17 protein-coding genes are annotated in these 21,312 nt (G+C 69.5%); 16 read left to right on the top strand and 1 reads right to left on the bottom strand.

Features of this window, described 5'->3' with window-relative positions; translation table 11 throughout:
• Positions 1 to 25: 25 nt before the first annotated feature.
• From typA to IAG42_RS12170, 12 genes are all read left to right on the top strand, one after another.
• Positions 26 to 1,933, top strand: a complete 1,908-nt coding sequence (typA, locus tag IAG42_RS12225) for a translational GTPase TypA (protein ID WP_188337051.1) — start codon at positions 26 to 28, stop codon at positions 1,931 to 1,933.
• A gap of 590 nt (positions 1,934 to 2,523) precedes the next feature.
• Positions 2,524 to 4,149: a peptide ABC transporter substrate-binding protein gene (locus IAG42_RS12220; protein ID WP_188337050.1), complete on the top strand. Its 1,626-nt coding sequence runs from the start codon at positions 2,524 to 2,526 to the stop codon at positions 4,147 to 4,149.
• Between the two features lie 179 nt (positions 4,150 to 4,328).
• Positions 4,329 to 5,261: an ABC transporter permease gene (locus IAG42_RS12215; RefSeq protein ID WP_188341327.1), complete on the top strand. Its 933-nt coding sequence runs from the start codon at positions 4,329 to 4,331 to the stop codon at positions 5,259 to 5,261.
• Positions 5,254 to 6,204: an ABC transporter permease gene (locus IAG42_RS12210; protein ID WP_188337049.1), complete on the top strand. Its 951-nt coding sequence runs from the start codon at positions 5,254 to 5,256 to the stop codon at positions 6,202 to 6,204. The genes IAG42_RS12215 and IAG42_RS12210 overlap by 8 nt, the downstream gene beginning before the upstream one ends.
• A gap of 11 nt (positions 6,205 to 6,215) precedes the next feature.
• The gene (locus IAG42_RS12205; protein WP_188337048.1) at positions 6,216 to 7,268 is read left to right on the top strand and encodes an ABC transporter ATP-binding protein; all 1,053 of its coding nucleotides are present in this window, start codon (positions 6,216 to 6,218) and stop codon (positions 7,266 to 7,268) included.
• Positions 7,261 to 8,409, top strand: a complete 1,149-nt coding sequence (locus tag IAG42_RS12200) for an ABC transporter ATP-binding protein (protein ID WP_223205954.1) — start codon at positions 7,261 to 7,263, stop codon at positions 8,407 to 8,409. The genes IAG42_RS12205 and IAG42_RS12200 overlap by 8 nt, the downstream gene beginning before the upstream one ends.
• Before the next feature lie 234 nt (positions 8,410 to 8,643).
• A complete protein-coding gene (locus IAG42_RS12195; RefSeq protein WP_188337047.1) occupies positions 8,644 to 9,213 on the top strand; it encodes a GNAT family N-acetyltransferase in 570 nt (189 codons plus the stop codon).
• A 110-nt stretch (positions 9,214 to 9,323) separates the two neighbouring features.
• Positions 9,324 to 10,964 carry a peptide ABC transporter substrate-binding protein gene (locus IAG42_RS12190; RefSeq protein ID WP_188337046.1) on the top strand — a complete coding sequence of 547 codons (1,641 nt, stop codon included), beginning with the start codon at positions 9,324 to 9,326 and terminating at the stop codon, positions 10,962 to 10,964.
• Positions 10,965 to 11,045: 81 nt separating this feature from the next.
• The gene (locus IAG42_RS12185; RefSeq protein WP_188337045.1) at positions 11,046 to 11,969 is read left to right on the top strand and encodes an ABC transporter permease; all 924 of its coding nucleotides are present in this window, start codon (positions 11,046 to 11,048) and stop codon (positions 11,967 to 11,969) included.
• Positions 11,962 to 12,981, top strand: coding sequence for an ABC transporter permease (locus IAG42_RS12180; protein ID WP_188337044.1), 1,020 nt, complete (start codon positions 11,962 to 11,964; stop codon positions 12,979 to 12,981). Before IAG42_RS12185 ends, IAG42_RS12180 begins: the two co-directional genes overlap by 8 nt.
• Before the next feature lie 5 nt (positions 12,982 to 12,986).
• A complete protein-coding gene (locus IAG42_RS12175; RefSeq protein ID WP_188337043.1) occupies positions 12,987 to 13,970 on the top strand; it encodes an ABC transporter ATP-binding protein in 984 nt (327 codons plus the stop codon).
• Positions 13,957 to 14,997, top strand: a complete 1,041-nt coding sequence (locus IAG42_RS12170; RefSeq protein ID WP_188337042.1) for an ABC transporter ATP-binding protein — start codon at positions 13,957 to 13,959, stop codon at positions 14,995 to 14,997. Before IAG42_RS12175 ends, IAG42_RS12170 begins: the two co-directional genes overlap by 14 nt.
• Before the next feature lie 160 nt (positions 14,998 to 15,157).
• On the opposite strand, the gene IAG42_RS12165 is transcribed toward IAG42_RS12170, so the two are convergent.
• Positions 15,158 to 17,305 (bottom strand): S9 family peptidase, encoded by a 2,148-nt coding sequence (locus IAG42_RS12165; protein ID WP_188337041.1) that lies wholly within the window; start codon positions 17,303 to 17,305, stop codon positions 15,158 to 15,160.
• Positions 17,306 to 17,613: 308 nt separating this feature from the next.
• Between IAG42_RS12165 and IAG42_RS12160 the strand changes: the two genes are divergently transcribed.
• The 4 genes from IAG42_RS12160 to IAG42_RS12145 all read left to right on the top strand — a co-directional run bounded on the left by IAG42_RS12160 (position 17,614) and on the right by IAG42_RS12145 (position 21,289).
• Entirely contained in the window at positions 17,614 to 17,808 is a 195-nt protein-coding gene (locus IAG42_RS12160) for a hypothetical protein (RefSeq protein WP_188337040.1), read from the top strand.
• Between the two features lie 24 nt (positions 17,809 to 17,832).
• A complete protein-coding gene (gene mshB, locus IAG42_RS12155; protein WP_188337039.1) occupies positions 17,833 to 18,723 on the top strand; it encodes an N-acetyl-1-D-myo-inositol-2-amino-2-deoxy-alpha-D-glucopyranoside deacetylase in 891 nt (296 codons plus the stop codon).
• Between the two features lie 38 nt (positions 18,724 to 18,761).
• Positions 18,762 to 19,151: a DUF6113 family protein gene (locus IAG42_RS12150; RefSeq protein ID WP_188341325.1), complete on the top strand. Its 390-nt coding sequence runs from the start codon at positions 18,762 to 18,764 to the stop codon at positions 19,149 to 19,151.
• 143 nt (positions 19,152 to 19,294) lie between these two features.
• Positions 19,295 to 21,289 carry a hypothetical protein gene (locus IAG42_RS12145; protein WP_188337038.1) on the top strand — a complete coding sequence of 665 codons (1,995 nt, stop codon included), beginning with the start codon at positions 19,295 to 19,297 and terminating at the stop codon, positions 21,287 to 21,289.
• Positions 21,290 to 21,312: the final 23 nt, after the last annotated feature.

Raw genomic sequence — 21,312 nt, 5'->3', positions numbered from 1 at the left:
ACTCACTCCGGGAGTACGCCGCAATATGGCCACGCGCCACGACATCCGTAACGTCGCCATCGTCGCCCACGTCGACCACGGCAAGACGACCATCGTCGACGCCATGCTCAAGCAGGCCGGCTCGTTCGCCGCGCACGCCGCAGAGTCCCTCGACGACCGCATGATGGACTCGAACGACCTGGAGCGTGAGAAGGGCATCACGATCCTCGCCAAGAACACGGCGGTCAAGTACCACCCGAAGGATGGCGGCGACGTCATCACGATCAACATCATCGACACCCCGGGCCACGCCGACTTCGGTGGCGAGGTCGAGCGCGGTCTGTCGATGGTCGACGCGGTGGTCCTGCTCGTGGACGCCTCCGAGGGTCCCCTCCCGCAGACCCGCTTCGTGCTGCGCAAGGCGCTGCAGCAGCGGCTGCCCGTCATCCTGTGCATCAACAAGACGGACCGTCCGGACTCCCGGATCGACGAGGTCGTCAACGAGACGTACGACCTCTTCCTCGACCTGGACGCCGACGAGGACCAGATCGAGTTCCCGATCGTCTACGCGTGCGGCCGTGACGGCATCGCGTCGCTGACCAAGCCGGAGAACGGCACGGTCCCGGCGGACTCCACCAACCTGGAGCCGTTCTTCTCGACGATCCTCGAGCACGTCCCGGCTCCCGAGTACGACGAGGCCGCCCCGCTCCAGGCCCACGTCACCAACCTCGACGCCGACAACTTCCTGGGCCGCATCGCGCTGCTCCGTGTCGAGCAGGGCGAGCTGCGCAAGGGCCAGACCGTGGCCTGGATGAAGCGCGACGGTTCGGTCTCGAACGTCCGCATCACCGAGCTGATGATGACCGAGGCGCTCACCCGCAAGCCCGCCGAGGTCGCCGGCCCCGGTGACATCTGCGCCGTCGCCGGTATCCCCGACATCATGATCGGTGAGACCCTCGCCGACCCGGAGAACCCGGTCGCGCTGCCGCTCATCACGGTGGACGAGCCCGCCATCTCCATGGTCATCGGTACGAACACCTCGCCGCTGGTCGGCCGTGGCGGCACCGGCAAGGGCGCCCAGGCCAAGTCCGCGGTCAAGGACCGCAAGGTCACCGCGCGCCAGGTCAAGGACCGTCTCGACCGCGAGCTGATCGGTAACGTGTCGCTGCGTGTCCTCGACACCGAGCGTCCCGACGCCTGGGAGGTCCAGGGCCGCGGTGAGCTCGCGCTCGCCATCCTGGTCGAGCAGATGCGCCGCGAGGGCTTCGAGCTGACCATCGGCAAGCCGCAGGTCGTCACCCGCGAGGTCGACGGCAAGACGCACGAGCCGGTCGAGCGCCTGACCGTCGACGTCCCCGAGGAGCACATGGGTGCGGTCACGCAGCTCATGGGCGTCCGCAAGGGCCGCATGGACAACATGTCGAACCACGGCTCCGGCTGGGTCCGCATGGAGTTCGTCGTCCCGTCGCGTGGCCTCATCGGCTTCCGCACCGAGTTCCTGACGAACACCCGCGGTACGGGTATCGCGCACTCCATCCACGAGGGCCACGAGCCGTGGTTCGGCACCCTGCAGACCCGTAACAACGGTTCGCTGGTCGCCGACCGCGCCGGTGCCGTCACCGCGTTCGCGATGACGAACCTCCAGGAGCGCGGCGTGCTGTTCACCGACCCCGGCACCGAGGTGTACGAGGGCATGATCGTCGGCGAGAACTCGCGCTCCGACGACATGGACGTGAACATCACCAAGGAGAAGAAGCTCACCAACATGCGCTCCTCCTCCGCCGACTCCTTCGAGGCGATCGTCCCGCCGCGCAAGCTGTCGCTCGAGCAGTCCCTGGAGTTCTGCCGCGACGACGAGTGCGTCGAGGTGACCCCGGAGGCCGTCCGCATCCGCAAGGTCGTCCTGGACCAGAAGGAGCGCGGCCGCACGGCCTCGCGCGCCAAGCACAGCTGACGCCAGGTCAGTTGACGGCCGAAGGGCCCGGCACCCCGTGGGGTGCCGGGCCCTTCGCGCGTCCGTGGGCGGCCGTGAGCGGGTTTGCCGCCCCTTGGGGTACCGGCCGGTGTACTCGGGAGTCGGGGGCCGCTACGCTGCGAGAGCGTGTCGCGCGTAGACCCTCTGGTCCCGCGGCGCGCTCGCCGCCGGGTTCCCGGCTGGAGGCGCACCTCATACCAAGGGTGAGCGCCGCGGTGCGACCGCGCAACTCGTTTTCTCTCTCGTTCTGTTCGGTATCCGGACACTGCTGACCGATAGATATGTAACGCGTCCGTTTCGTGACCCTCTAGTGCGGATCGGTTTGTCCGGATTTTGGGAGAAGTACGCAGCAGGTGTGATCGAACCGAGACCAAATGGGTGTTGGTGACCGACACTCCATGGCTAATAGTTGACGCCGTAGAGCTCGGGTCAATGGGTCACGCGCAGTGGGGAGCGCCGACTCACGAGCACACTGGGGCGCTTTGAAGCGCCGGGGCGGCAGGGGTGCCGAACCGGGGTGGATGCGCCCTCTCTCGCAGTGAACAAGTGGACTCATGAGGAGGAACCCCATGCGTGGTGCCAAGAGCGCCAAGTGGGTGGCGGGCGCGGCGATCATCGCTCTGGCCGCGACCGCGTGCGGAGGCGGCAACAGCGACAGCGGCAAGGACGACAAGGCCGCCGTCGACCCGAACGGCACGTTCTCCGTCGAGGTGGGTGAGCCGCAGAACCCCCTGCAGCCCGCCAACACCATGGAGTCCAACGGCAGCATCGTGCTGTCCACGCTGTTCTCGCAGCTCGTGGACTACGACGCCAAGGGCAACATCACCATGGTGAACGCCCAGTCGGTCGACACCACGGACAACAAGACCTTCACGGTCAAGCTGAAGCCGGGCTGGAAGTTCCACGACAACACCCCGGTCACCGCCGAGTCGTACGTCAAGGCCTGGAACTGGGCCGCCAACCCGGCGAACAAGCAGACCAACAGCTTCTGGTTCTCGGACATCAAGGGCTACGACGACGTCGCGCCGGCCAAGGGCAAGGCGAAGACCGACAAGATGTCCGGTCTGAAGGTCGTCGACGAGAACACCTTCACCATCGAGCTCTCGAAGCCGATCCCGTACTTCGTGTACAAGCTGGGCTACGAGGTCTTCTCGCCGCTGCCGGAGTCCTTCTTCAAGGACCCGACGGCCGCCGGTCAGAAGCCGGTCGGCAACGGCCCGTACAAGTTCGTCTCCTGGCAGCACAAGAAGGAGATCAAGGTCACCCGCTTCGACGGGTACCAGGGCCCCAACAAGGCGAAGAACGGTGGTGTGACGTTCAAGAACTACACCAACCTGGAGACCGCCTACGAGGACCTGAAGTCGGGCAACGTCGACGTCCTGCGTCAGCTCGCCCCGAAGGACCTGCCGGTCTACAAGCAGGACCTGGGTGACCGCGCGGTCGACCAGCCCTACTCCGCCATCCAGACCATTGCCGTGGCGTACTACACGAAGCAGTGGAAGGACATCGACCCCAAGGTCATCCAGGGTCTGTCCATGGCGATCGACCGTGACACCATCACGAAGACCGTGCTCCAGGGCACGCGTGAGCCGGCCACGGGCTGGGTCGCCAAGGGCGTCCTCGGCTACCAGCCGAACGCCGCGGGCGACATCACCAAGTACGACCCGGCCAAGGCCAAGAAGCTCATCGAAGAGGGCGGCGGCGTCCCGGGCAACAAGATCTCCATCCAGTTCAACGCGGACGGTGGTCACAAGGAGTGGGTGGACGCCGTCTGCGGCTCCATCAAGAAGGCCGTCAACGTGACCTGCGTGGGCGACTCGAAGGCCGACTTCCAGGCGGACACCAACGCGCGTGACGCCAAGGAAGTCAAGTCGATGTACCGCTCCGGCTGGGTGCTCGACTACCCCTTCAACGCCAACTTCATCCGCGACCTGTTCGGCACCAAGTCGGACGGTAACCAGGGTGGCTTCTCCAACAAGAAGGTCGACGAGATGATCGCCGACGCCGACAGCGCCAAGACGCTGGAGGAGTCGGAGAAGAAGTACCAGGACGTCGAGAAGCAGCTGGTCAACTACATGCCGACCATCCCGCTCTGGTACTACAAGGTCAACGCGGGCTACTCGGAGCGGGTCTCCGGCGTCAAGTACGCGCAGGACGGCGACCCGATCCTGGACGGCGTCCAGGTCCACAAGTAGTAACCGCTGACGACAGCGTTCGTGTCCGCTGCTCCCCGGCCGCACCCGGGGGCAGCGGGTACGTGCGGGCCGAAAAACTGGCCGGGGGGCCCTTTTCACTGTATGTACCGCGCTCTTTCGGGCGCGCGGACGTGCGTACGGCGAAAAGGGCCCCTTGCTGCGATTGACATGGAGGCATGATGGGGCGCTATGTCGCACGACGACTGCTCCAGATGATCCCGGTGTTCATCGGGACGACTCTGCTTATCTTTCTCATGGTGTACGCCCTGCCCGGCGACCCCGTCCGGGGTCTCTTCGGCGACAAGGCGAGCAGCCCGCAGATCATTGCGCAGCTGCGCCATGAGTACGGGCTCGACCAGCCCGTGCTGGTCCAGTACTGGCACTACATGCGGGACATGATCCTGCACTTCGACTTCGGCACCCAGATCGCCTCGGGGCGCCCGGTGACCGACGTCCTCGGCGACGCGTTCCCGGTCACCATCCGGCTGGCGTCCCTCGCCTTCGCGATCGAAGCGGTTCTCGGCATCCTGCTCGGCGTCGTCGCCGGCATGCGGGCCGGCAAGCTGGCCGACACCGGCGTGCTGTTCCTGACGCTGCTGCTGATCTCGGTCCCCGTGTTCGTGCTCGGGTTCATCTTCAAGACGGTCTTCGCCTTCCAGCTGGGCTGGATGCAGCCGAACGTCAACAACGACCAGAACTACAGCGAGTTGCTGATGCCGGCCATCGTGCTGGCGGCGGCCTCGCTCGCGTACGTGGCCCGACTGACCCGTACGTCGGTCGCGGAGAACCTCCGCTCCGACTACATGCGCACCGCGGTGGCCAAGGGCCTGCCCAAGCAGCGCATCATCGGCGTCCACCTGCTGCGCAACTCGCTGATCCCCGTCGTCACCTTCCTCGGCACCGACCTCGGCGCCCTGATGGGTGGCGCCGTCGTGACCGAGGGCCTGTTCAACATCCACGGCGTCGGCGGCACGATCTACGAAGCCCTGTCGCGCCGGGAGGGAACCACGCTGGTCGGACTGGTGACCATCCTGGTTCTCGTCTACCTCGTCACCAGCCTGATCGTCGACCTGCTCTACGCGGTCCTGGACCCGAGGATTCGCTATGTCTGATCTGACCAAGTCCGCGGAAGCCCCCGCCGCAGCCGCCGCCGGCGGTCAACTGCCCGAGCCCACGGTCAAGGTGAAGGCCGAGAAGGCCCGCAGCCTGTGGAGCGACGCCTGGCGCGACCTCCGCTCCAACTGGATCTTCATCGTCTCGGCGCTGCTGATCCTGCTGCTCCTGGTGATCTCGGCGTTCCCCGGCCTGTTCACGGGCATCGACCCGACCGACCGCGACCTGGCCAACCACTACCTCGGCAAGCCCGAGCTGGGGAAGGTCTTCTCCGACGGCTGGCTCGGCTACGACGCGCAGGGCCAGAGCGTCTACTCGCGCATGATCTACGGCACCCGTGCCTCGGTCATGGTCGGCCTCGGCACCACGCTCGTGGTCACCCTCTTCGGTGGTCTGATCGGCATGCTCGCCGGCTACTTCGGCGGCTGGCTGGACGCGATCCTCTCCCGCGTCACCGACATGTTCATGGGCATCCCGTTCCTGCTGGGCGCGATGGTCATGCTCAACGCCTTCTCGGACCGCAGCATCCCCGTCGTCATCGCCGCCCTCGCCTTCCTCGGCTGGACGCAGACGGCGCGCGTCATGCGCGGCTCGGTCATCACGGTCAAGCAGGCGGACTACGTGCAGGCGGCCCGCGCCCTCGGCGCCGGGACCAACCGCATCCTGTTCAAGCACATCCTGCCGAACGCCATCGCGCCGGTGATCGTGGTCGCCACGATCTCGCTCGGTGTCTACATCGCGGCCGAGGCCACCCTGTCCTTCCTCGGACTCGGCCTCACCAGCGGTGTCTCGTGGGGTGCCGACATCTCCGCGGGCGGCAACTCGATCCGCGTGGCGCAGCACATCATCCTGTTCCCGTCGATCATGCTCAGCATCGCCGTCCTGTCGTTCATCATGCTCGGCGAAGCGGTGCGCAACGCCCTCGACCCGAAGATGCGCTGAGGGAGGCGTACATGACCATCATCGACAACCCCGCGCTGGTTCCGGCCCCGCGGTCCGACGACGACGGGCCCCTGCTCGAAGTCCGCGACCTGCACGTCGAGTTCCACACCCGTGACGGCGTCGTCCGCGCGGTGAACGGCGTCAACTACAGCGTCAGCTCCGGCGAGACGCTGGCCGTGCTCGGCGAGTCCGGCTCCGGCAAGTCCGTCACCGCCCAGGCGATCATGGGCATCCTCGACATGCCGCCCGGCAAGATCCCGCAGGGCGAGATCCTCTACCGCGGCCAGGACATGCTGAAGATGGCGCCGGACGAGCGGCGCAAGCTGCGCGGCGCGAAGATCGCCATGATCTTCCAGGACGCGCTGTCCTCCCTCAACCCCGTGCTGACCGTGGGCTACCAGCTCGCCGAGATGTTCCGGGTGCACCAGGGCCTCAGCAAGAAGGAGGCCAAGGCGAAGGCCATCGAGCTGATGGACCGGGTGAAGATCCCGGCCGCGGCGGCCCGCGTCAACGACTACCCGCACCAGTTCTCCGGCGGTATGCGCCAGCGCATCATGATCGCGATGGCGCTCGCCCTGGAGCCGGACCTGATCATCGCCGACGAGCCGACCACGGCCCTCGACGTGACGGTCCAGGCCCAGGTCATGGACCTGCTCGCGGAGCTGCAGCGCGAGTACAACATGGGGCTCATCCTCATCACGCACGACCTGGGTGTCGTCGCCGACGTGGCCGACAAGATCGCCGTGATGTACGCGGGCCGGATCGTCGAGCAGGCGCCGGTCCACGAGATCTACAAGCGGCCCGCGCACCCGTACACGCGCGGTCTGCTCGACTCGATCCCGCGCCTGGACCAGAAGGGCCAGGAGCTCTACGCGATCCAGGGTCTGCCGCCCAACCTCCTGAAGACGCCGCCCGGTTGCGCGTTCAACCCGCGGTGCCCGAAGGCGCAGGACATCTGCCGCACCGACGTCCCGGCGCTCGTCGAGGTGACGGAGCAGGACGGCGGCGCGCTGCCCGGCCGGCGCAGCGCCTGCCACTTCTGGAAGGAGACGATCCATGGCTGAGCTCGGCAAGAAGGACGAGGCCGTGGACGCCACCCCGAACGTCTCGGACGTCGCCGTCGTCAAGGCGACCGGCGAGGACGCGGCCGTGGCCGCGCTCGACAAGACGATCGAGCGCGGTGAGCCGATCCTCCAGGTCCGCAACCTGAAGAAGCACTTCCCGCTGACCCAGGGCATCCTCTTCAAGAAGCAGATCGGCGCGGTCAAGGCCGTCGACGGGGTCTCCTTCGACCTGTACCAGGGCGAGACCCTGGGCATCGTCGGCGAGTCCGGCTGCGGCAAGTCGACCGTCGCCAAGCTCCTGATGAGCCTGGAGAAGGCGACCGCGGGCGAGGTCTTCTACAAGGGCCAGGACATCACCAAGCTGTCCGGCCGCGCCCTGAAGGCCGTCCGCCGCAACATCCAGATGGTGTTCCAGGACCCGTACACGTCGCTCAACCCGCGTATGACGGTCGGCGACATCATCGGGGAGACGTTCGAGATCCACCCCGAGGTGGCCCCCAAGGGCGACCGGCGCCGCAAGGTCCAGGACCTGCTCGATGTCGTGGGTCTCAACCCGGAGTACATCAACCGGTACCCGCACCAGTTCTCCGGCGGTCAGCGCCAGCGCATCGGCATCGCCCGCGGCCTCGCGCTCAACCCGGAGATCATCATCTGCGACGAGCCGGTGTCGGCCCTGGACGTGTCCGTCCAGGCGCAGGTGGTCAACCTGATGGAGAAGCTGCAGGACGAGTTCAACCTCTCCTACATCTTCATCGCGCACGACCTGTCGATCGTCCGGCACATCTCGGACCGGGTCGGGGTCATGTACCTCGGCAAGATGGCCGAGATCGGCACGGACACGCAGATCTACGACCACCCGACGCACCCCTACACGCAGGCGCTGCTCTCCGCGGTGCCCGTGCCGGACCCGGAGGCCCGTGAGGGTCGCGAGCGCATCATCCTCACCGGTGACGTGCCCTCGCCGGCGAACCCGCCCTCGGGCTGCCGCTTCCGCACCCGGTGCTGGAAGGCGCAGGACAAGTGCGCCGAGGAGGTTCCGCTCCTCGCGATCCCCGAGCGCTTCAAGGGCTCGGACTCGGAGGCGGCCCACGAGTCCGCCTGCCACTTCGCCGAGGAGAAGGACGTCGTCCACGCGTCCTGACCCGTACGTCGAGCACGCCGGCCCGCACCCATCGGTGCGGGCCGGCGCGCGTTCCGCCGACCTCTCGTGCTGGGGGAGCGGTGCGGAGGGCCTCCGCCGTAGGTGCCTCGCTTTGCCGCCGGCTGCCGCGCCGTCGTGGCTGATCGCGCAGTTCCCCGCGCCCCTTAAGGGGCGCACCTCCGTCACCGAGTGAACTCGGAGATCGGTCGTATCTTGGCGGCAAGGCAGCGGTCGATGTTCGGCGCCCGCCGCGCAGGTGGGCGGTGTCGCTTGAGGAGAACCGTGGTTCAGGCCCAGCTCATACGTACCGCGCGGCTCGAGCTCGTGCCGCTCGAGGTGGCGCACGCCGAGGAGATGGCTCGGGTGCTCGGGGATCCGGGGCTGCACACCTTCATCGGGGGTGAGCCGTACCGGGAGGCGGAGCTCAGGGCCCGGTACGAGAGGCTGGTGGGCGGGGCGCCGGATCCCGGTACCGCCTGGCTGAACTGGGTCGTGCGGATCACGGAGGAGCGGGTCCTGGCCGGCACCGTGCAGGCCACCGTCGACCTCACCCACCGCACCGCGGAGATCGCCTGGATCACCGGCACCCCCTGGCAGGGCAGAGGCATCGCGAGCGAGGCGGCGAAGGCGCTGGCCGACGCCCTGGCGGCCGGCCGGATCGCGGGCCCGATCGATATCGTGCTGGCCCACGTCCACCCGGAGCATCACGCCTCGGCCGCGGTCGCCCGGGCGGCCGGCCTGTGTCCCACCGACGTCCACCAGGACGGCGAGGTCCGCTGGATCCGCCGCACCACGGCCGTCTGACCCGTCTCCTCCGACTGCGTACACCCGTTGGCCCACCCGGCGTGCGACATGTCCGGGTTGAGTTGATATTGAGGCGTACGTGACGCGTGATCGGTAAGAGGAGGCACTCCATGCGTGGAGCCACGCACGCCAAATGGGCTGCAGGTGCGGTGGCCGTAGCCCTCGCGGCGACGGCCTGTGGTGGAGGCAGTGACAGCGGGGGAGGCGGCGGTGGCGGCGACGGCTCCGGCGTCGTGCGCTCTTCGTGGGGCGACCCGCAGAACCCGCTGGAGCCCGCCAACACCAACGAGGTGCAGGGCGGCAAGGTCCTCGACATGATCTTCCGCGGTCTCAAGCGGTACGACCCGAAGACAGGCGAGGCCAAGGACATGCTCGCCGAGAAGATCGACACCTCGGACTCGCAGAACTTCACGATCACCGTCAAGGACGGCTGGACGTTCTCCAACGGCGAGAAGGTCACCGCGAAGTCCTTCGTCGACGCCTGGAACTACGGCGCGAGCCTGAAGAACAACCAGAAGAACGCCTACTTCTTCGGTCAGATCGACGGCTACGACAAGGTCCACCCCGACAGCGGCAGCCAGTCGGCCCAGACCCTGTCCGGCCTCAAGGTCACCGGCGAGCGCACCTTCACGGTCAAGCTGAACCAGAAGTTCTCGCTGTGGCCCGACACCCTCGGCTACGCGGCCTTCGCCCCGCTCCCGAAGGCGTTCTTCGACGACCACGACGCCTGGGTCAAGAAGCCCGTGGGCAACGGCCCGTACACGGTGCAGTCGTACCAGAAGGGCTCCCAGATGTCCCTGCGCAAGTGGGACAAGTACCCGGGAGACGACAAGGCGCAGAACGGCGGCGTGGACCTCAAGGTCTACACCGACAACAACACCGCCTACACGGACCTGACGGCCGGCAACCTCGACCTCGTCGACGACGTGCCCGCCTCCCAGCTCAAGAACGTGAAGGCCGACCTCGGCGACCGCTACATCAACACGCCGGCCGGCATCCTGCAGACCCTCGCCTTCCCGTTCTACGACCCCGCGTGGAACAAGGCAGACAGCGACAAGGTCCGCAAGGGCCTGTCCATGGCGATCAACCGCAAGCAGATCACCGAGACGATCTTCCAGAACACCCGCACCCCGGCCACCGACTGGACCTCCCCGGTCCTCGGCGAGAAGGGCGGCTACAAGCCCGGCCTGTGCGGCAAGTACTGCGACTACAACCCCACCGAGGCCAAGAAGCTGGTCAAGGAGGGCGGCGGCATCCCCGGCGGCCAGGTGCAGCTCGGCTACAACGCCGACACCGGCAGCCACAAGGAGTGGGTGGACGCGGTCTGCAACTCCATCAACAACGCGCTGGACAACGACAAGGCCTGCGTCGGCAGCCCCACCGGCACCTTCGCCGACTTCCGCAACAAGATCACGCAGAAGAAGATGAAGGGCCCGTTCCGCGCCGGCTGGCAGATGGACTACCCGCTCATCCAGAACTTCCTGCAGCCGCTGTACTACACCAACGCCTCCTCCAACGACGGCCACTGGTCGAACAAGCAGTTCGACAAGCTGATCGACGAGGCGAACGCCGAGTCCGACACCACGGCGGCCATCAAGAAGTTCCAGGAGGCCGAGGGCGTCGTCCGCGACAACATGGCCGCGATCACCCTCTGGTACCAGAACGGCAGCGCCGGCTACTCGGACAAGGTCTCCAACGTCGCGCTGAACCCCTTCAGCGTCCCCGTCTACAACGAGATCAAGGTCAACTGACCCCAGGAGGGCGGCAGTCCGGACCGGTCACCGGCCGGACTGCCGCCCTCACCGCTCACGGAACCGGAACCCGGAGTCCTCATGGGACGTTATGTGATCCGGCGCCTGCTGCAGATGATCCCGGTCTTCATCGGCGCGACGCTGCTGATCTTCCTCATGGTCAACGTGATGGGCGACCCCATCGCCGGCCTCTGCGGCGACCGGGCCTGCGACCCGGCCACCAAGGCGCAGCTGGAGAAGGAGTTCGGCCTCGACAAGCCGGTGCTCCAGCAATACCTGACGTACATGGGGAACGTGTTCACCGGCGACTTCGGCACGGCGTTCAACGGCCAGAAGGTCACCGAGCTGATGGCGAGCGCGTTCCCGGTCACCATCCGGCTGACCATCGTCGCCATCCTCTTCGAGATCATCGTCGGCATCACCCTCGGCGTGATCACGGGCCTGCGCCGCGGCCGCCCCATCGACACCACGGTGCTGCTGCTGACCCTCGTCGTGATCTCCATCCCGACGTTCGTCACCGGTCTGCTGCTGCAACTGCTCCTCGGCGTCGAATGGGGCTGGATCAGCCCGGCGGTCTCCACCGAGGCCCCGTTCAGCGAACTGATCGTGCCGGGTCTCGTGCTCGCCTCGGTCTCCCTCGCCTACGTGACCCGGCTGACCCGCACCTCGATCGCGGAGAACCGGCGCGCCGACTACGTCCGCACCGCCATCGCGAAGGGCCTGCCCCGGCGCCGCGTCATCACCCGGCACCTGCTGCGCAACTCGCTGATCCCCGTGGTCACCTTCATCGGCGCCGACATCGGCTCCCTGATGGGCGGCGCCATCGTCACCGAGCGCATCTTCAACATCCACGGCGTCGGCTTCCAGATCTACCAGGGCATCGTGCGCCAGAACACCCAGACCGTGGTCGGCTTCGTGACGATCCTCGTCCTGGTCTTCCTCCTCGTGAACCTGATCGTCGACCTCCTGTACGCCGTACTCGACCCGAGGATCCGCTATGCCTGAACCCGAAGCACCAGAGCCTGCACCCTGGTCCGGCGGCGGGCGGGCCCCCGAGGACGGGGCCATCGCGGCCACCGGCATGGGCGGCGCCATGGACCTCGCCACCAGCGAGGGCGAGACCCTGGAGAAGACCCGCACCGGCGGACCCGCCGGCGGCGGACCGGCCGGCAAGCCGCGCAGCCTCTGGTCGGACGCCTGGCGCGACCTGCGCCGCAACCCGGTCTTCATCATCTCCGGCCTGATCATCCTGTTCCTGGTCTTCATCTCGATCTGGCCGCAGGCCATCGCGTCCGGGAACCCGCTCTCCTGCGACCTCGCCAAGGCCCAGGAAGGCTCCCAGCCCGGCCACCCCTTCGGCTTCGACGGCCAGGGCTGCGACGTCTACACGCGGACCGTGTACGGCGCCCGGAACTCGATCACCGTCGGCGTCTGCGCCACCCTCGGCGTCGCGCTCCTCGGCTCCGTCCTCGGCGGCCTGGCGGGCTTCTTCGGCGGCTTCTGGGACTCGCTCCTGTCCCGGATCACCGACATCTTCTTCGCGATCCCCGTCGTCCTCGGCGGCCTCGTCCTGCTGTCCGTCGTCACCAGCAACACGGTCTGGCCCGTCGTCGGCTTCATGGTGCTGCTCGGCTGGCCGCAGATCTCCCGCATCGCCCGCGGCTCCGTCATCACCGCCAAACAGCACGACTACGTCCAGGCGGCCCGCGCGCTCGGCGCCTCCAACTCCCGGATGCTGCTGCGGCACATCGCGCCGAACGCCGTCGCGCCGGTCATCGTCGTCGCGACCATCGCGCTCGGCACGTACATCGCGCTCGAGGCGACCCTCTCGTACCTCGGTGTCGGCCTGAAGCCGCCCGCGGTCAGCTGGGGCATCGACATCTCGGCCGCCTCCGCCTACATCCGCAACGCCCCGCACATGCTGCTGTGGCCGGCCGGTGCCCTCGCCCTCACCGTGCTCGCGTTCATCATGCTCGGCGACGCGGTGCGCGACGCCCTCGACCCGAAGCTGAGGTAGCGCCCATGCCGTTGCTCGAAGTACGCGATCTGCACGTCGAGTTCCGCACCCGGGACGGCGTCGCCAAGGCCGTGAACGGCGTCAACTACACCGTCGACGAGGGCGAGACGCTCGCCGTGCTCGGCGAGTCAGGCTCCGGCAAGTCTGTCACCGCCCAGGCCGTCATGGGCATCCTCGACATGCCGCCCGGCCGGATCACCGGCGGCGAGATCCTTTTCAAGGGCCGTGACCTGCTCAAGCTGAAGGACGAGGAGCGGCGCAAGGTGCGCGGCGCCGAGATGGCGATGATCTTCCAGGACGCGCTGTCCTCCCTCAACCCCGTGCTCAGCGTGGGCGAGCAGATCGGCGAACTGTTCGTCGTCCACAAGGGCACGTCCAAGAAGGACGGCAAGGCCAAGGCCGTCGAGCTGATGGACCGGGTCCGCATCCCCGCCGCGAAGGAACGCGTCGGCCAGTACCCGCACCAGTTCTCCGGCGGCATGCGCCAGCGCATCATGATCGCGATGGCGCTCGCCCTCGAACCCGACCTGATCATCGCCGACGAGCCCACCACCGCCCTCGACGTCACCGTGCAGGCCCAGGTCATGGACCTGCTCGCCGAGCTCCAGAGCGAGCTCAACATGGGCCTCATCCTCATCACCCACGACCTGGGTGTCGTCGCCGACGTCGCCGACAAGATCGCCGTCATGTACGCCGGCCGCATCGTCGAGACGGCCCCCGTCCACGAGATCTACAAGCGGCCCGCCCACCCCTACACCAAGGGCCTGCTCGAATCGATCCCGCGCCTGGACCAGAAGGGCCAGGAGCTGTTCGCCATCAAGGGACTGCCGCCCAACCTCATGAACATCCCGCCCGGCTGCGCCTTCAACCCGCGCTGCCCGATGGCCCAGGACATCTGCCGCACCGACGTCCCGCCGCTCTACGAGGTCGCCCCCGAGCGGCGCAGCGCCTGCCACTTCTGGAAGGAGACGCTCGATGCCTCAAGCTGAACCCCTCCTCGAAGTGCGGGGCCTGGTCAAGCACTACCCCCTCACCCAGGGCATCCTGATCAAGAAGCAGGTCGGCGCGGTCAAGGCCGTCGACGGCGTCGACTTCGAGCTCGCCCAGGGCGAGACCCTCGGCATCGTCGGCGAGTCCGGCTGCGGCAAGTCGACCGTCGCCAAGATGCTGGTCAACCTCGAACGCCCCACCGCCGGCGCCATCAAGTACAAGGGCGAGGACATCACCAAGCTGTCCGGCCGCGCCCTGAAGGCCGTCCGCCGCAACATCCAGATGGTGTTCCAGGACCCGTACACCTCGCTCAACCCGCGCATGACGGTCGGCGACATCATCGGCGAGCCGTACGAGATCCACCCCGAGGTGGCCCCCAAGGGCGACCGGCGCAAGCGCGTCCAGGACCTCCTCGACGTGGTCGGCCTCAACCCCGAGTACATCAACCGGTACCCGCACCAGTTCTCCGGCGGCCAGCGCCAGCGCATCGGCATCGCCCGCGGCCTCGCCCTGCGCCCCGAGATCATCGTCGCCGACGAACCGGTCTCCGCGCTCGACGTCTCCGTCCAGGCCCAGGTCGTCAACCTCCTCGACCGGCTCCAGACCGAGTTCGACCTCTCCTACGTCTTCATCGCGCACGACCTCTCGATCGTGCGGCACATCTCCGACCGGGTCGGCGTGATGTACCTGGGCCGCATCGTCGAGATCGGCACGGACGAGGAGATCTACGAGCACCCGACGCACCCCTACACCCAGGCGCTCCTGTCCGCGGTGCCCGTCCCGGACCCGGACGCGCGCGAGCACCGCGAGCGGATCATCCTCTCCGGCGACGTCCCGTCCCCGGCGAACCCGCCCTCGGGCTGCCGCTTCCGCACCCGCTGCTGGAAGGCCCAGCAGCGCTGCGTGGACGAGGTCCCCCTCCTGGCGGTCCCGGCGGTCTTCCGCATCGGCGAGGAGGACAACCCGGCGAAGCATCCGTCGGCCTGCCACTTCGCGGAGGAGAAGCACGTGGTGCCGAGCGAGTAGTCGTCCGCGGGTGTGTGGGGGCTGGTCGCGCAGTTCCCCGCGCCCCTGATGAGGCTGCGCCTCATCGGGGAAATGCGGCGCGAAGCGCCATGCATTTCAGGGGCGCGGGGCTGTGACATCAGCGGCTCCGCCGCGGGGCGCGACCAGCCCCCACCGGCCGTCAGCGACCGGTCAACCCCAGCGACCTCTTCAGGAAGTCCACCTGGAGCAGGAGCAGGTTCTCGGCGACCTGCTCCTGAGGCGTCATGTGCGTGACACCGGACAGCGGCAGCACCTCGTGCGGCCGCCCGTCCGCCAGCAGAGCGGAGCTCAACCGCAGCGCGTGGGCCACGACGACATTGTCGTCGGCCAGCCCGTGAACGATGAGCATCGGCCGGTGCTGCGAGGCCACCTCGGACAGCCCGTCGTCCGTCACCAGGGAACTCTTCGCGTACGCCGCCGCGTCGACCCCCGGATCGCCCAGATACCGCTCCGTGTAGTGCGTGTCGTACAGCCGCCAGTCCGTGACCGGCGCCCCCGCGATCCCCGCGTGGAAGACGTCCGGCCGCCGCAGCACGGCGAGCGCCGACAGATAGCCCCCGTACGACCACCCCCGCATCGCCACCTTGGACAGGTCCAGCGGGAAGCGCTCGGCCAGCGCGTGCAGGGCCGTCACCTGGTCGTCCAGGGTCACCGTGAAGTCGCCCAGGATCGACTTCTCGCGCCCGGGGGAGAGGCCCGGCGTGCCCCGCCCGTCCGCGACGATCACCGCGAAGCCCTGGTCGGCGAACCACTGCGAGGTCAGACACGGGTTGTGCGCGGCCATGACCCGCTGCCCGTGCGGCCCGCCGTAGGGGTCCATGAGCACCGGAAGCGGCCCGTCACCTTCCTGGTACGAGGTCGGCAGCAGCACCGCGCAGGGGATGCCGTCCGCCTCCGTGAGCGTCACGCGCGGGGCGAGCACGGGCCGTTCGGCGTACGAGGCGATGTCCGCGACGTGCTTGCCGTCGCGCTCCACCCGCACCCGCGCTCCGGGCTCGGAGAGCGTCGCCGAGACGAGGACGGTGACGTCGCCGCCGCGCACCGCGGAGTGCACACCGGGCTCGGTCGTCACGCGCTGCACGCCCAGCTCGTTGACCCGCAGGACGTGCACCTCGCCGGTCTCCGGGGACTCGGCGTCGGCGCCCGCGGACGCCGAGACCAGCACGTCGCCGTCCCCCACGTCGAGCACGGCCCGTACATGGAACTGGGGCCCGGTCAGCGGCCGTTCGCCCACCGCGAGGACCCGCGCCCCGCCCTCGTCCGCGATCCGCACCAGCTGCCCGCTCGGCGACCAGCAGGGCACGCCGGGCAGCAGCTCCAGCCACTGGTCGTCCTCGTCGGCGTGCACCATCCGCGTCGAACCGTCGGCCGGGTCGACCGCCAGGTAGAGCGCGCTGCGCTGGTCACGGGCCTGCACGAGGATCAGCGGGGCGCCGTCCGCCGACCAGTGCACCCGGGCCAGGTACGGGTACGCCTTGCGGTCCCAGACGACCTCGGTGCGCGCCCCGTCGAGGCCGTACGCGAAGAGCCGCACCTCGGCGTTGGGCGTGCCGGCCGCCGGGTACGCGGTGCGGGCCGGCTCACGGTCCGGGTGGGCCGGGTCGGCGATCCACCACCGCTGCACGGCGGCGTCGTCCGCGCGGGCCACGAGCAGCCGGTCCGAGTCGGGGGACCACCAGTGGCCCCGGTAGCGGGACATCTCCTCGGCGGCGATGAACTCGGCGAGCCCGTACGTGACCGTCTCCGACTCGGGCTCGGCCAGCGCCCGGTCGCCCGTGCCGTCCGCGCCGACGACCCGCAGCGCGCCCTGCGTCACGTACGCGACGTGCAGGCCGTCGGGGGAGGGGCGCGGGTCGATCACCGGTCCGGGGACCGGGAGTTCGCGGGCGGTGCCCGCGCGCAGCTCGGCGACGAACAGGCGGCCCGAGAGCGCGAACGCGGCGAGCTCCACGGCGGCGTCCGTCGCGTAGCCCACGATGCCGGCGCCGCCCTCGCGGCTGCGCTCGCGCCGGGCCCGCTCCTGCGCCGAGAGCCGCTCGGAGGCGCCGTCGAGCAGCGCCACCGGGTCGGCGGCCACCCGCTCCTGACCGGCCGTCACATCGAGCACCCACAGCGCGTTCGCCCGGTCCGTGCCCGACGGGGACCGCAGGAAGGCGACCCGCTCCCCGTCCGGCGCGACCGTGAAGGCGCGCGGCGCCCCCAGGGTGAAGCGCTGGGTACGCGCGTGCTGTCGCGGGAAGGAGTACGCCGCCTCGGCGCCGGTGTCATTTCCGATCTCGGTGGTCATCCCCGCAGCCTAGGGCCTGTCCGACCATTCCCATCGTCGCCCGAAGGGCGGCTTCGCAGACGGGAATGGCCGGACAGGCCCTAGGCCGCCGGACCCCTCCCACGCGCCCCCTGTGTCCCCGTGCGCGGCCGGAGGGGCTCCCCCGCGAGGGCGTGCGCCCCCGCGCGCTCCCCGCCGCCCCCGTGCACCCTTCCCGCGACTCATGCGCGGCGACGCATAGTTATCATGCGTACGCACTGTGTGGGCAGTTCCGTTCCGTAGCCCGACCTCGTAGCCCGACGTCCGGATCACCTTGGAGGAGGACCGCTGTGGCACTCTCGATCTCGGCCGTGGTGCTGTTCGCGATCATCGTCTTCATTCTGACCAAGAAGTCCGGCCTGAAATGGGGGCACGCGATCGTCTGCATGCTCCTCGGCTTCTACCTGGCGAGCTCCTCCATCGCCCCGTCCATCACCCAGCTGACGACGAACGTCGCGGGGATGATCGGCGGCATCAAGTTCTAGGTCCGCTCGTCTTAGGGTGGGCGCATGACCGAACTGCCCGCCCGGCGTCTGCTGCTCGTGCACGCGCACCCCGACGACGAGTCGATCAACAACGGCGCCACGATGGCCAAGTACGCCGCCGAAGGCGCCCACGTGACGCTGGTGACCTGCACCCTCGGCGAGGAGGGTGAGGTCATTCCCGCCGATCTGGCACATCTCGCCCCGGACCGGGAGGATCTGCTCGGCCCGCACCGGATCGGGGAGCTGGCCGCCGCCATGAAGGAGCTCGGGGTCACCGACCACCGCTTCCTCGGCGGCCCGGGCCGCTACCGGGACTCCGGGATGATGGGCGCCGAGCAGAACGAGCGGCCCGGCTCCTTCTGGTCCGCCGACCTCGACGAGGCCGCCGCCCACCTGGTCGCCGTCGTCCGCGAGATCCGCCCGCAGGTCCTGGTCACGTACGACCCCGACGGCGGCTACGGCCACCCCGACCACATCCAGGCGCACCGCGTCGCCCAGCGGGCCGCGGAGCTCGCCGCCGAGCCCGCCTTCCGGCGCGACCTCGGCGAACCGCACACGATCGAGAAGATCTACTGGAACCGGGTGCCCCGCACCGTCGTCGAGGACCGCTTCCGGCGCCTCGCCGAGACCCTGGACGCCACCCCGTTCACCGTGGCCGCGGTCGTCGCCGACGTCCCCGGTGTCACCGACGACGAGCGCATCACCACCGAGATCGACGGCCGCCCCTACGTCGACCGCAAGGCCGCCGCGATGCGCGCCCACGCCACCCAGGTCGACGTCACGGCCGACGGCACCGTCTTCGCGCTCTCCAACGACCTGGCGCAGCCGCTGTTCGACATCGAGTACTACGAGTTGGTGCGGGGCGAGCCCGGATCGGCCCGCGAGAAGGACCTGTTCGAGGGAGTGAACGCGTGAGCGGCGGCGGCAGGACGGCCACGGACCGGCAGGTCGACCTGCCCTTCTCCTTCGGCGGGACCTCACCCGCGCGGATCGCCGCCCTGGCCCTGCTGCTGGTGCTCGGCGCACTGGCCGGCCTCGCGGGCGCACTCGTCCAAAGCGGCTGGTTCCCGGGCGGGTTGCTGCTCGCGCTCGCCGGGGCGGCCGGTCTGTTCCTCGGCGGCGCCCGCCTGCTGCGCACCCGCACCGGCGCCCTGATCCCCGCGGCCGGCTGGCTCGTCGCGGTCGTCCTGCTCACCACGAGCCGGCCCGAGGGCGACTTCGTGTTCGGCGCCGGCATCGGCTCGTACGTCTTCCTGCTCGGCGGGATGGCCGTGGCTGTGATGTGCGCCACCCTTGGCGTGGGGCAGCAACCACCCGCGTCCGACGCCCGACTTGGGAAGTGACGTACCACTTCGACGACCTCGCCGCACGGGATTCACCATCCGTCACACAGTGACCCCCGGCCGCGGCCAGTATGGTGGTGCGCGCCGCCGAGCAGCCCGCGCGAGGTCGAGACGGGCGGCGGAGCCAACCGGGAGAACCTGCCTTGAGTCGTGAAACTGACAGTTCGTCCTCCGGGCCCCAGGGGCGCGGGGCTGCCGCGTACCCGTCGGGAACGCCTCCTTACGGGACGTCCGCGCGTCCCGGCGACGCCGGACCGACGCCTCCGGGCGACGAGGGCACCGACATTCCGGACGCGCCGAAGACCGAGACCACGCTGACGACCCGGATCCGGATCAACATCCCCGGCTCCCGGCCGATCCCGCCGGTCGTCATGCGCACGCCGATGAGCGACGCGGACGGCAAGCCGAAGGACGGCGGAGAGCCGGCCCGGACCCCGGCCGCCGCCCCCGCCGACGACGCGTCCCGCCCCTCGGCCCTCGCGTCCTACGCGGCCTCGACGACGGATTCCGCGTCCGCCGCGGCCCCGGCCGGTGCCCCGCAGGCGCCCGCCGAGCCCGAGGCGCAGCGTGAGACGCCGCGCGAGGAGAAGAAGACCAGCGACTGGTTCGCCCCGCGCAAGGCGGCGCCCGCCGCCTCGGCCTCCGGCGACCACGCCCCGGACCCCGAGCCGCAGGCGCCCCGCACGCCCGAGGCGCCGCGGGACGGCGGTTCGTCCGGCGGCTTCGACGTGACCGGCGCGATCGCCACCGGCCCGCTCGGCTCGTCCTCCGGCCCGCGCCCGCAGGCCCCCGGCGACCGCGGTGACCTGCCGTTCTTCTCCGGCGGTCAGGACTCCGGCGCCCCCGGCCGCGGCCCGGCGGGCCCGACGACGGGCCCCGTCAGCGGCGACGGCCCGATGATCACCTCCGGTGTCCCGGATCCGGCCGTCCCCGGCGCGGGGACCGCGCCCCGGATGAGCGACGACACCGCGATCCTCACCCCTCAGAAGCCGGCCCCCGAGCCCGGCCCCTCCGCGCAGGGCGGCCATGTCTCCGGTGACACCCTCACCAGCGGCATCCCGCGCGTCCCGGCGGCCGGCGGCCCCGGCTCGCCGTTCGCCCCGCCCACCGGCGGCCAGGGCCCGGCGCCCACGCCGTTCACCCCGCCGAAGCTGCCGGACCCGGTGCCGGCCCAGTCGGCCCCCGCCAAGAAGAAGGGCCGCAACAAGCTGGTCCTGATCGGCGCCGGCGTCGTCGGCCTGGCCGGTGTCGCCTACGGCGCGGGCCTGCTCATGAACCACTCCGACGTCCCCAAGGGCACCACCGTCCTCGGCGTCGACATCGGCGGCGGCACCCGCGACGAGGCCGCCGCCAAGCTGGAGACCGCCCTCGGCGCCCGCACCGACCAGGCCCTGAAGCTCTCCGTCGACGGCAAGACCGTCGAGCTGAAGCCGGACCAGGCGGGCCTCTCCCTCGACAGCGCGGCCACCGTCAGCGCCGCCGCGGGCAGCGACTACAACCCGGTCTCCGTCATCGGCTCGCTGTTCGGCGGCGAGCGCGTCGTCGACCCGGTCATGCCGGTCGACAACGAGAAGCTCGCGGCCGCCCTGGAGCGGGCCGCGGGCGGCGCCGCCGCGTCCGGCGACGGCACCATCCGCTTCGAGCCCGGCAAGGCCGTCGCCGTCTACGGCAAGACCGGCAAGGGCATCGACGTCGACAAGTCGACCGCCGCCGTCAGCGAGGCCTACCGCGCCCAGGTCGAGACCGGCGCCTCGGGCCCCGTCCAGGTGCCGACGACGACCCGGCAGCCCACGGTGCCGAACGCCGAGGTCGACCGGAAGATGAAGCAGTTCGCCGAGCCCGCCATGTCGGGTCTCATCACGATCAAGGCGGGCAGCGCGTCCATCCCGTTCGGCCCCGACAAGTCGCTGCCGAAGATCCTCGGGATGAAGGCCGTCGACGGCAAGCTCGTCGAGACCTACGACCTGAAGGCGCTCAAGGAGCTGTACGGCAACACCTTCGACGGCGTCCTGATCACCCGCGGCACCGGCAAGAAGACCCCGGTCACCCCGCAGGACGTCGCCCAGGCGATGGGCCGGGCACTGCTCGGCAAGACCGCGGCCGAGCGCGTCGTGGAGATCGACACCAACCCCACGTAGCCGGCCCCGTCACGGCTCCCGCA

The sequence above is a fragment of the Streptomyces xanthii genome (assembly GCF_014621695.1).
In the GTDB taxonomy this organism is placed as follows: domain Bacteria; phylum Actinomycetota; class Actinomycetes; order Streptomycetales; family Streptomycetaceae; genus Streptomyces; species Streptomyces xanthii.
This window is presented reverse-complemented; position numbering and strand designations above follow the sequence as displayed.

Coding starts and splice junctions, on each gene's coding strand:
- typA (WP_188337051.1), top strand. CDS start 26: ATGGCCACGCGCCACGACATCCGTAACGTCGCCATCGTCGCCCACGTC.
- IAG42_RS12220 (WP_188337050.1), top strand. CDS start 2,524: ATGCGTGGTGCCAAGAGCGCCAAGTGGGTGGCGGGCGCGGCGATCATC.
- IAG42_RS12215 (WP_188341327.1), top strand. CDS start 4,329: ATGGGGCGCTATGTCGCACGACGACTGCTCCAGATGATCCCGGTGTTC.
- IAG42_RS12210 (WP_188337049.1), top strand. CDS start 5,254: ATGTCTGATCTGACCAAGTCCGCGGAAGCCCCCGCCGCAGCCGCCGCC.
- IAG42_RS12205 (WP_188337048.1), top strand. CDS start 6,216: ATGACCATCATCGACAACCCCGCGCTGGTTCCGGCCCCGCGGTCCGAC.
- IAG42_RS12200 (WP_223205954.1), top strand. CDS start 7,261: ATGGCTGAGCTCGGCAAGAAGGACGAGGCCGTGGACGCCACCCCGAAC.
- IAG42_RS12195 (WP_188337047.1), top strand. CDS start 8,644: ATGTTCGGCGCCCGCCGCGCAGGTGGGCGGTGTCGCTTGAGGAGAACC.
- IAG42_RS12190 (WP_188337046.1), top strand. CDS start 9,324: ATGCGTGGAGCCACGCACGCCAAATGGGCTGCAGGTGCGGTGGCCGTA.
- IAG42_RS12185 (WP_188337045.1), top strand. CDS start 11,046: ATGGGACGTTATGTGATCCGGCGCCTGCTGCAGATGATCCCGGTCTTC.
- IAG42_RS12180 (WP_188337044.1), top strand. CDS start 11,962: ATGCCTGAACCCGAAGCACCAGAGCCTGCACCCTGGTCCGGCGGCGGG.
- IAG42_RS12175 (WP_188337043.1), top strand. CDS start 12,987: ATGCCGTTGCTCGAAGTACGCGATCTGCACGTCGAGTTCCGCACCCGG.
- IAG42_RS12170 (WP_188337042.1), top strand. CDS start 13,957: ATGCCTCAAGCTGAACCCCTCCTCGAAGTGCGGGGCCTGGTCAAGCAC.
- IAG42_RS12165 (WP_188337041.1), bottom strand. CDS start 17,305: ATGACCACCGAGATCGGAAATGACACCGGCGCCGAGGCGGCGTACTCC.
- mshB (WP_188337039.1), top strand. CDS start 17,833: ATGACCGAACTGCCCGCCCGGCGTCTGCTGCTCGTGCACGCGCACCCC.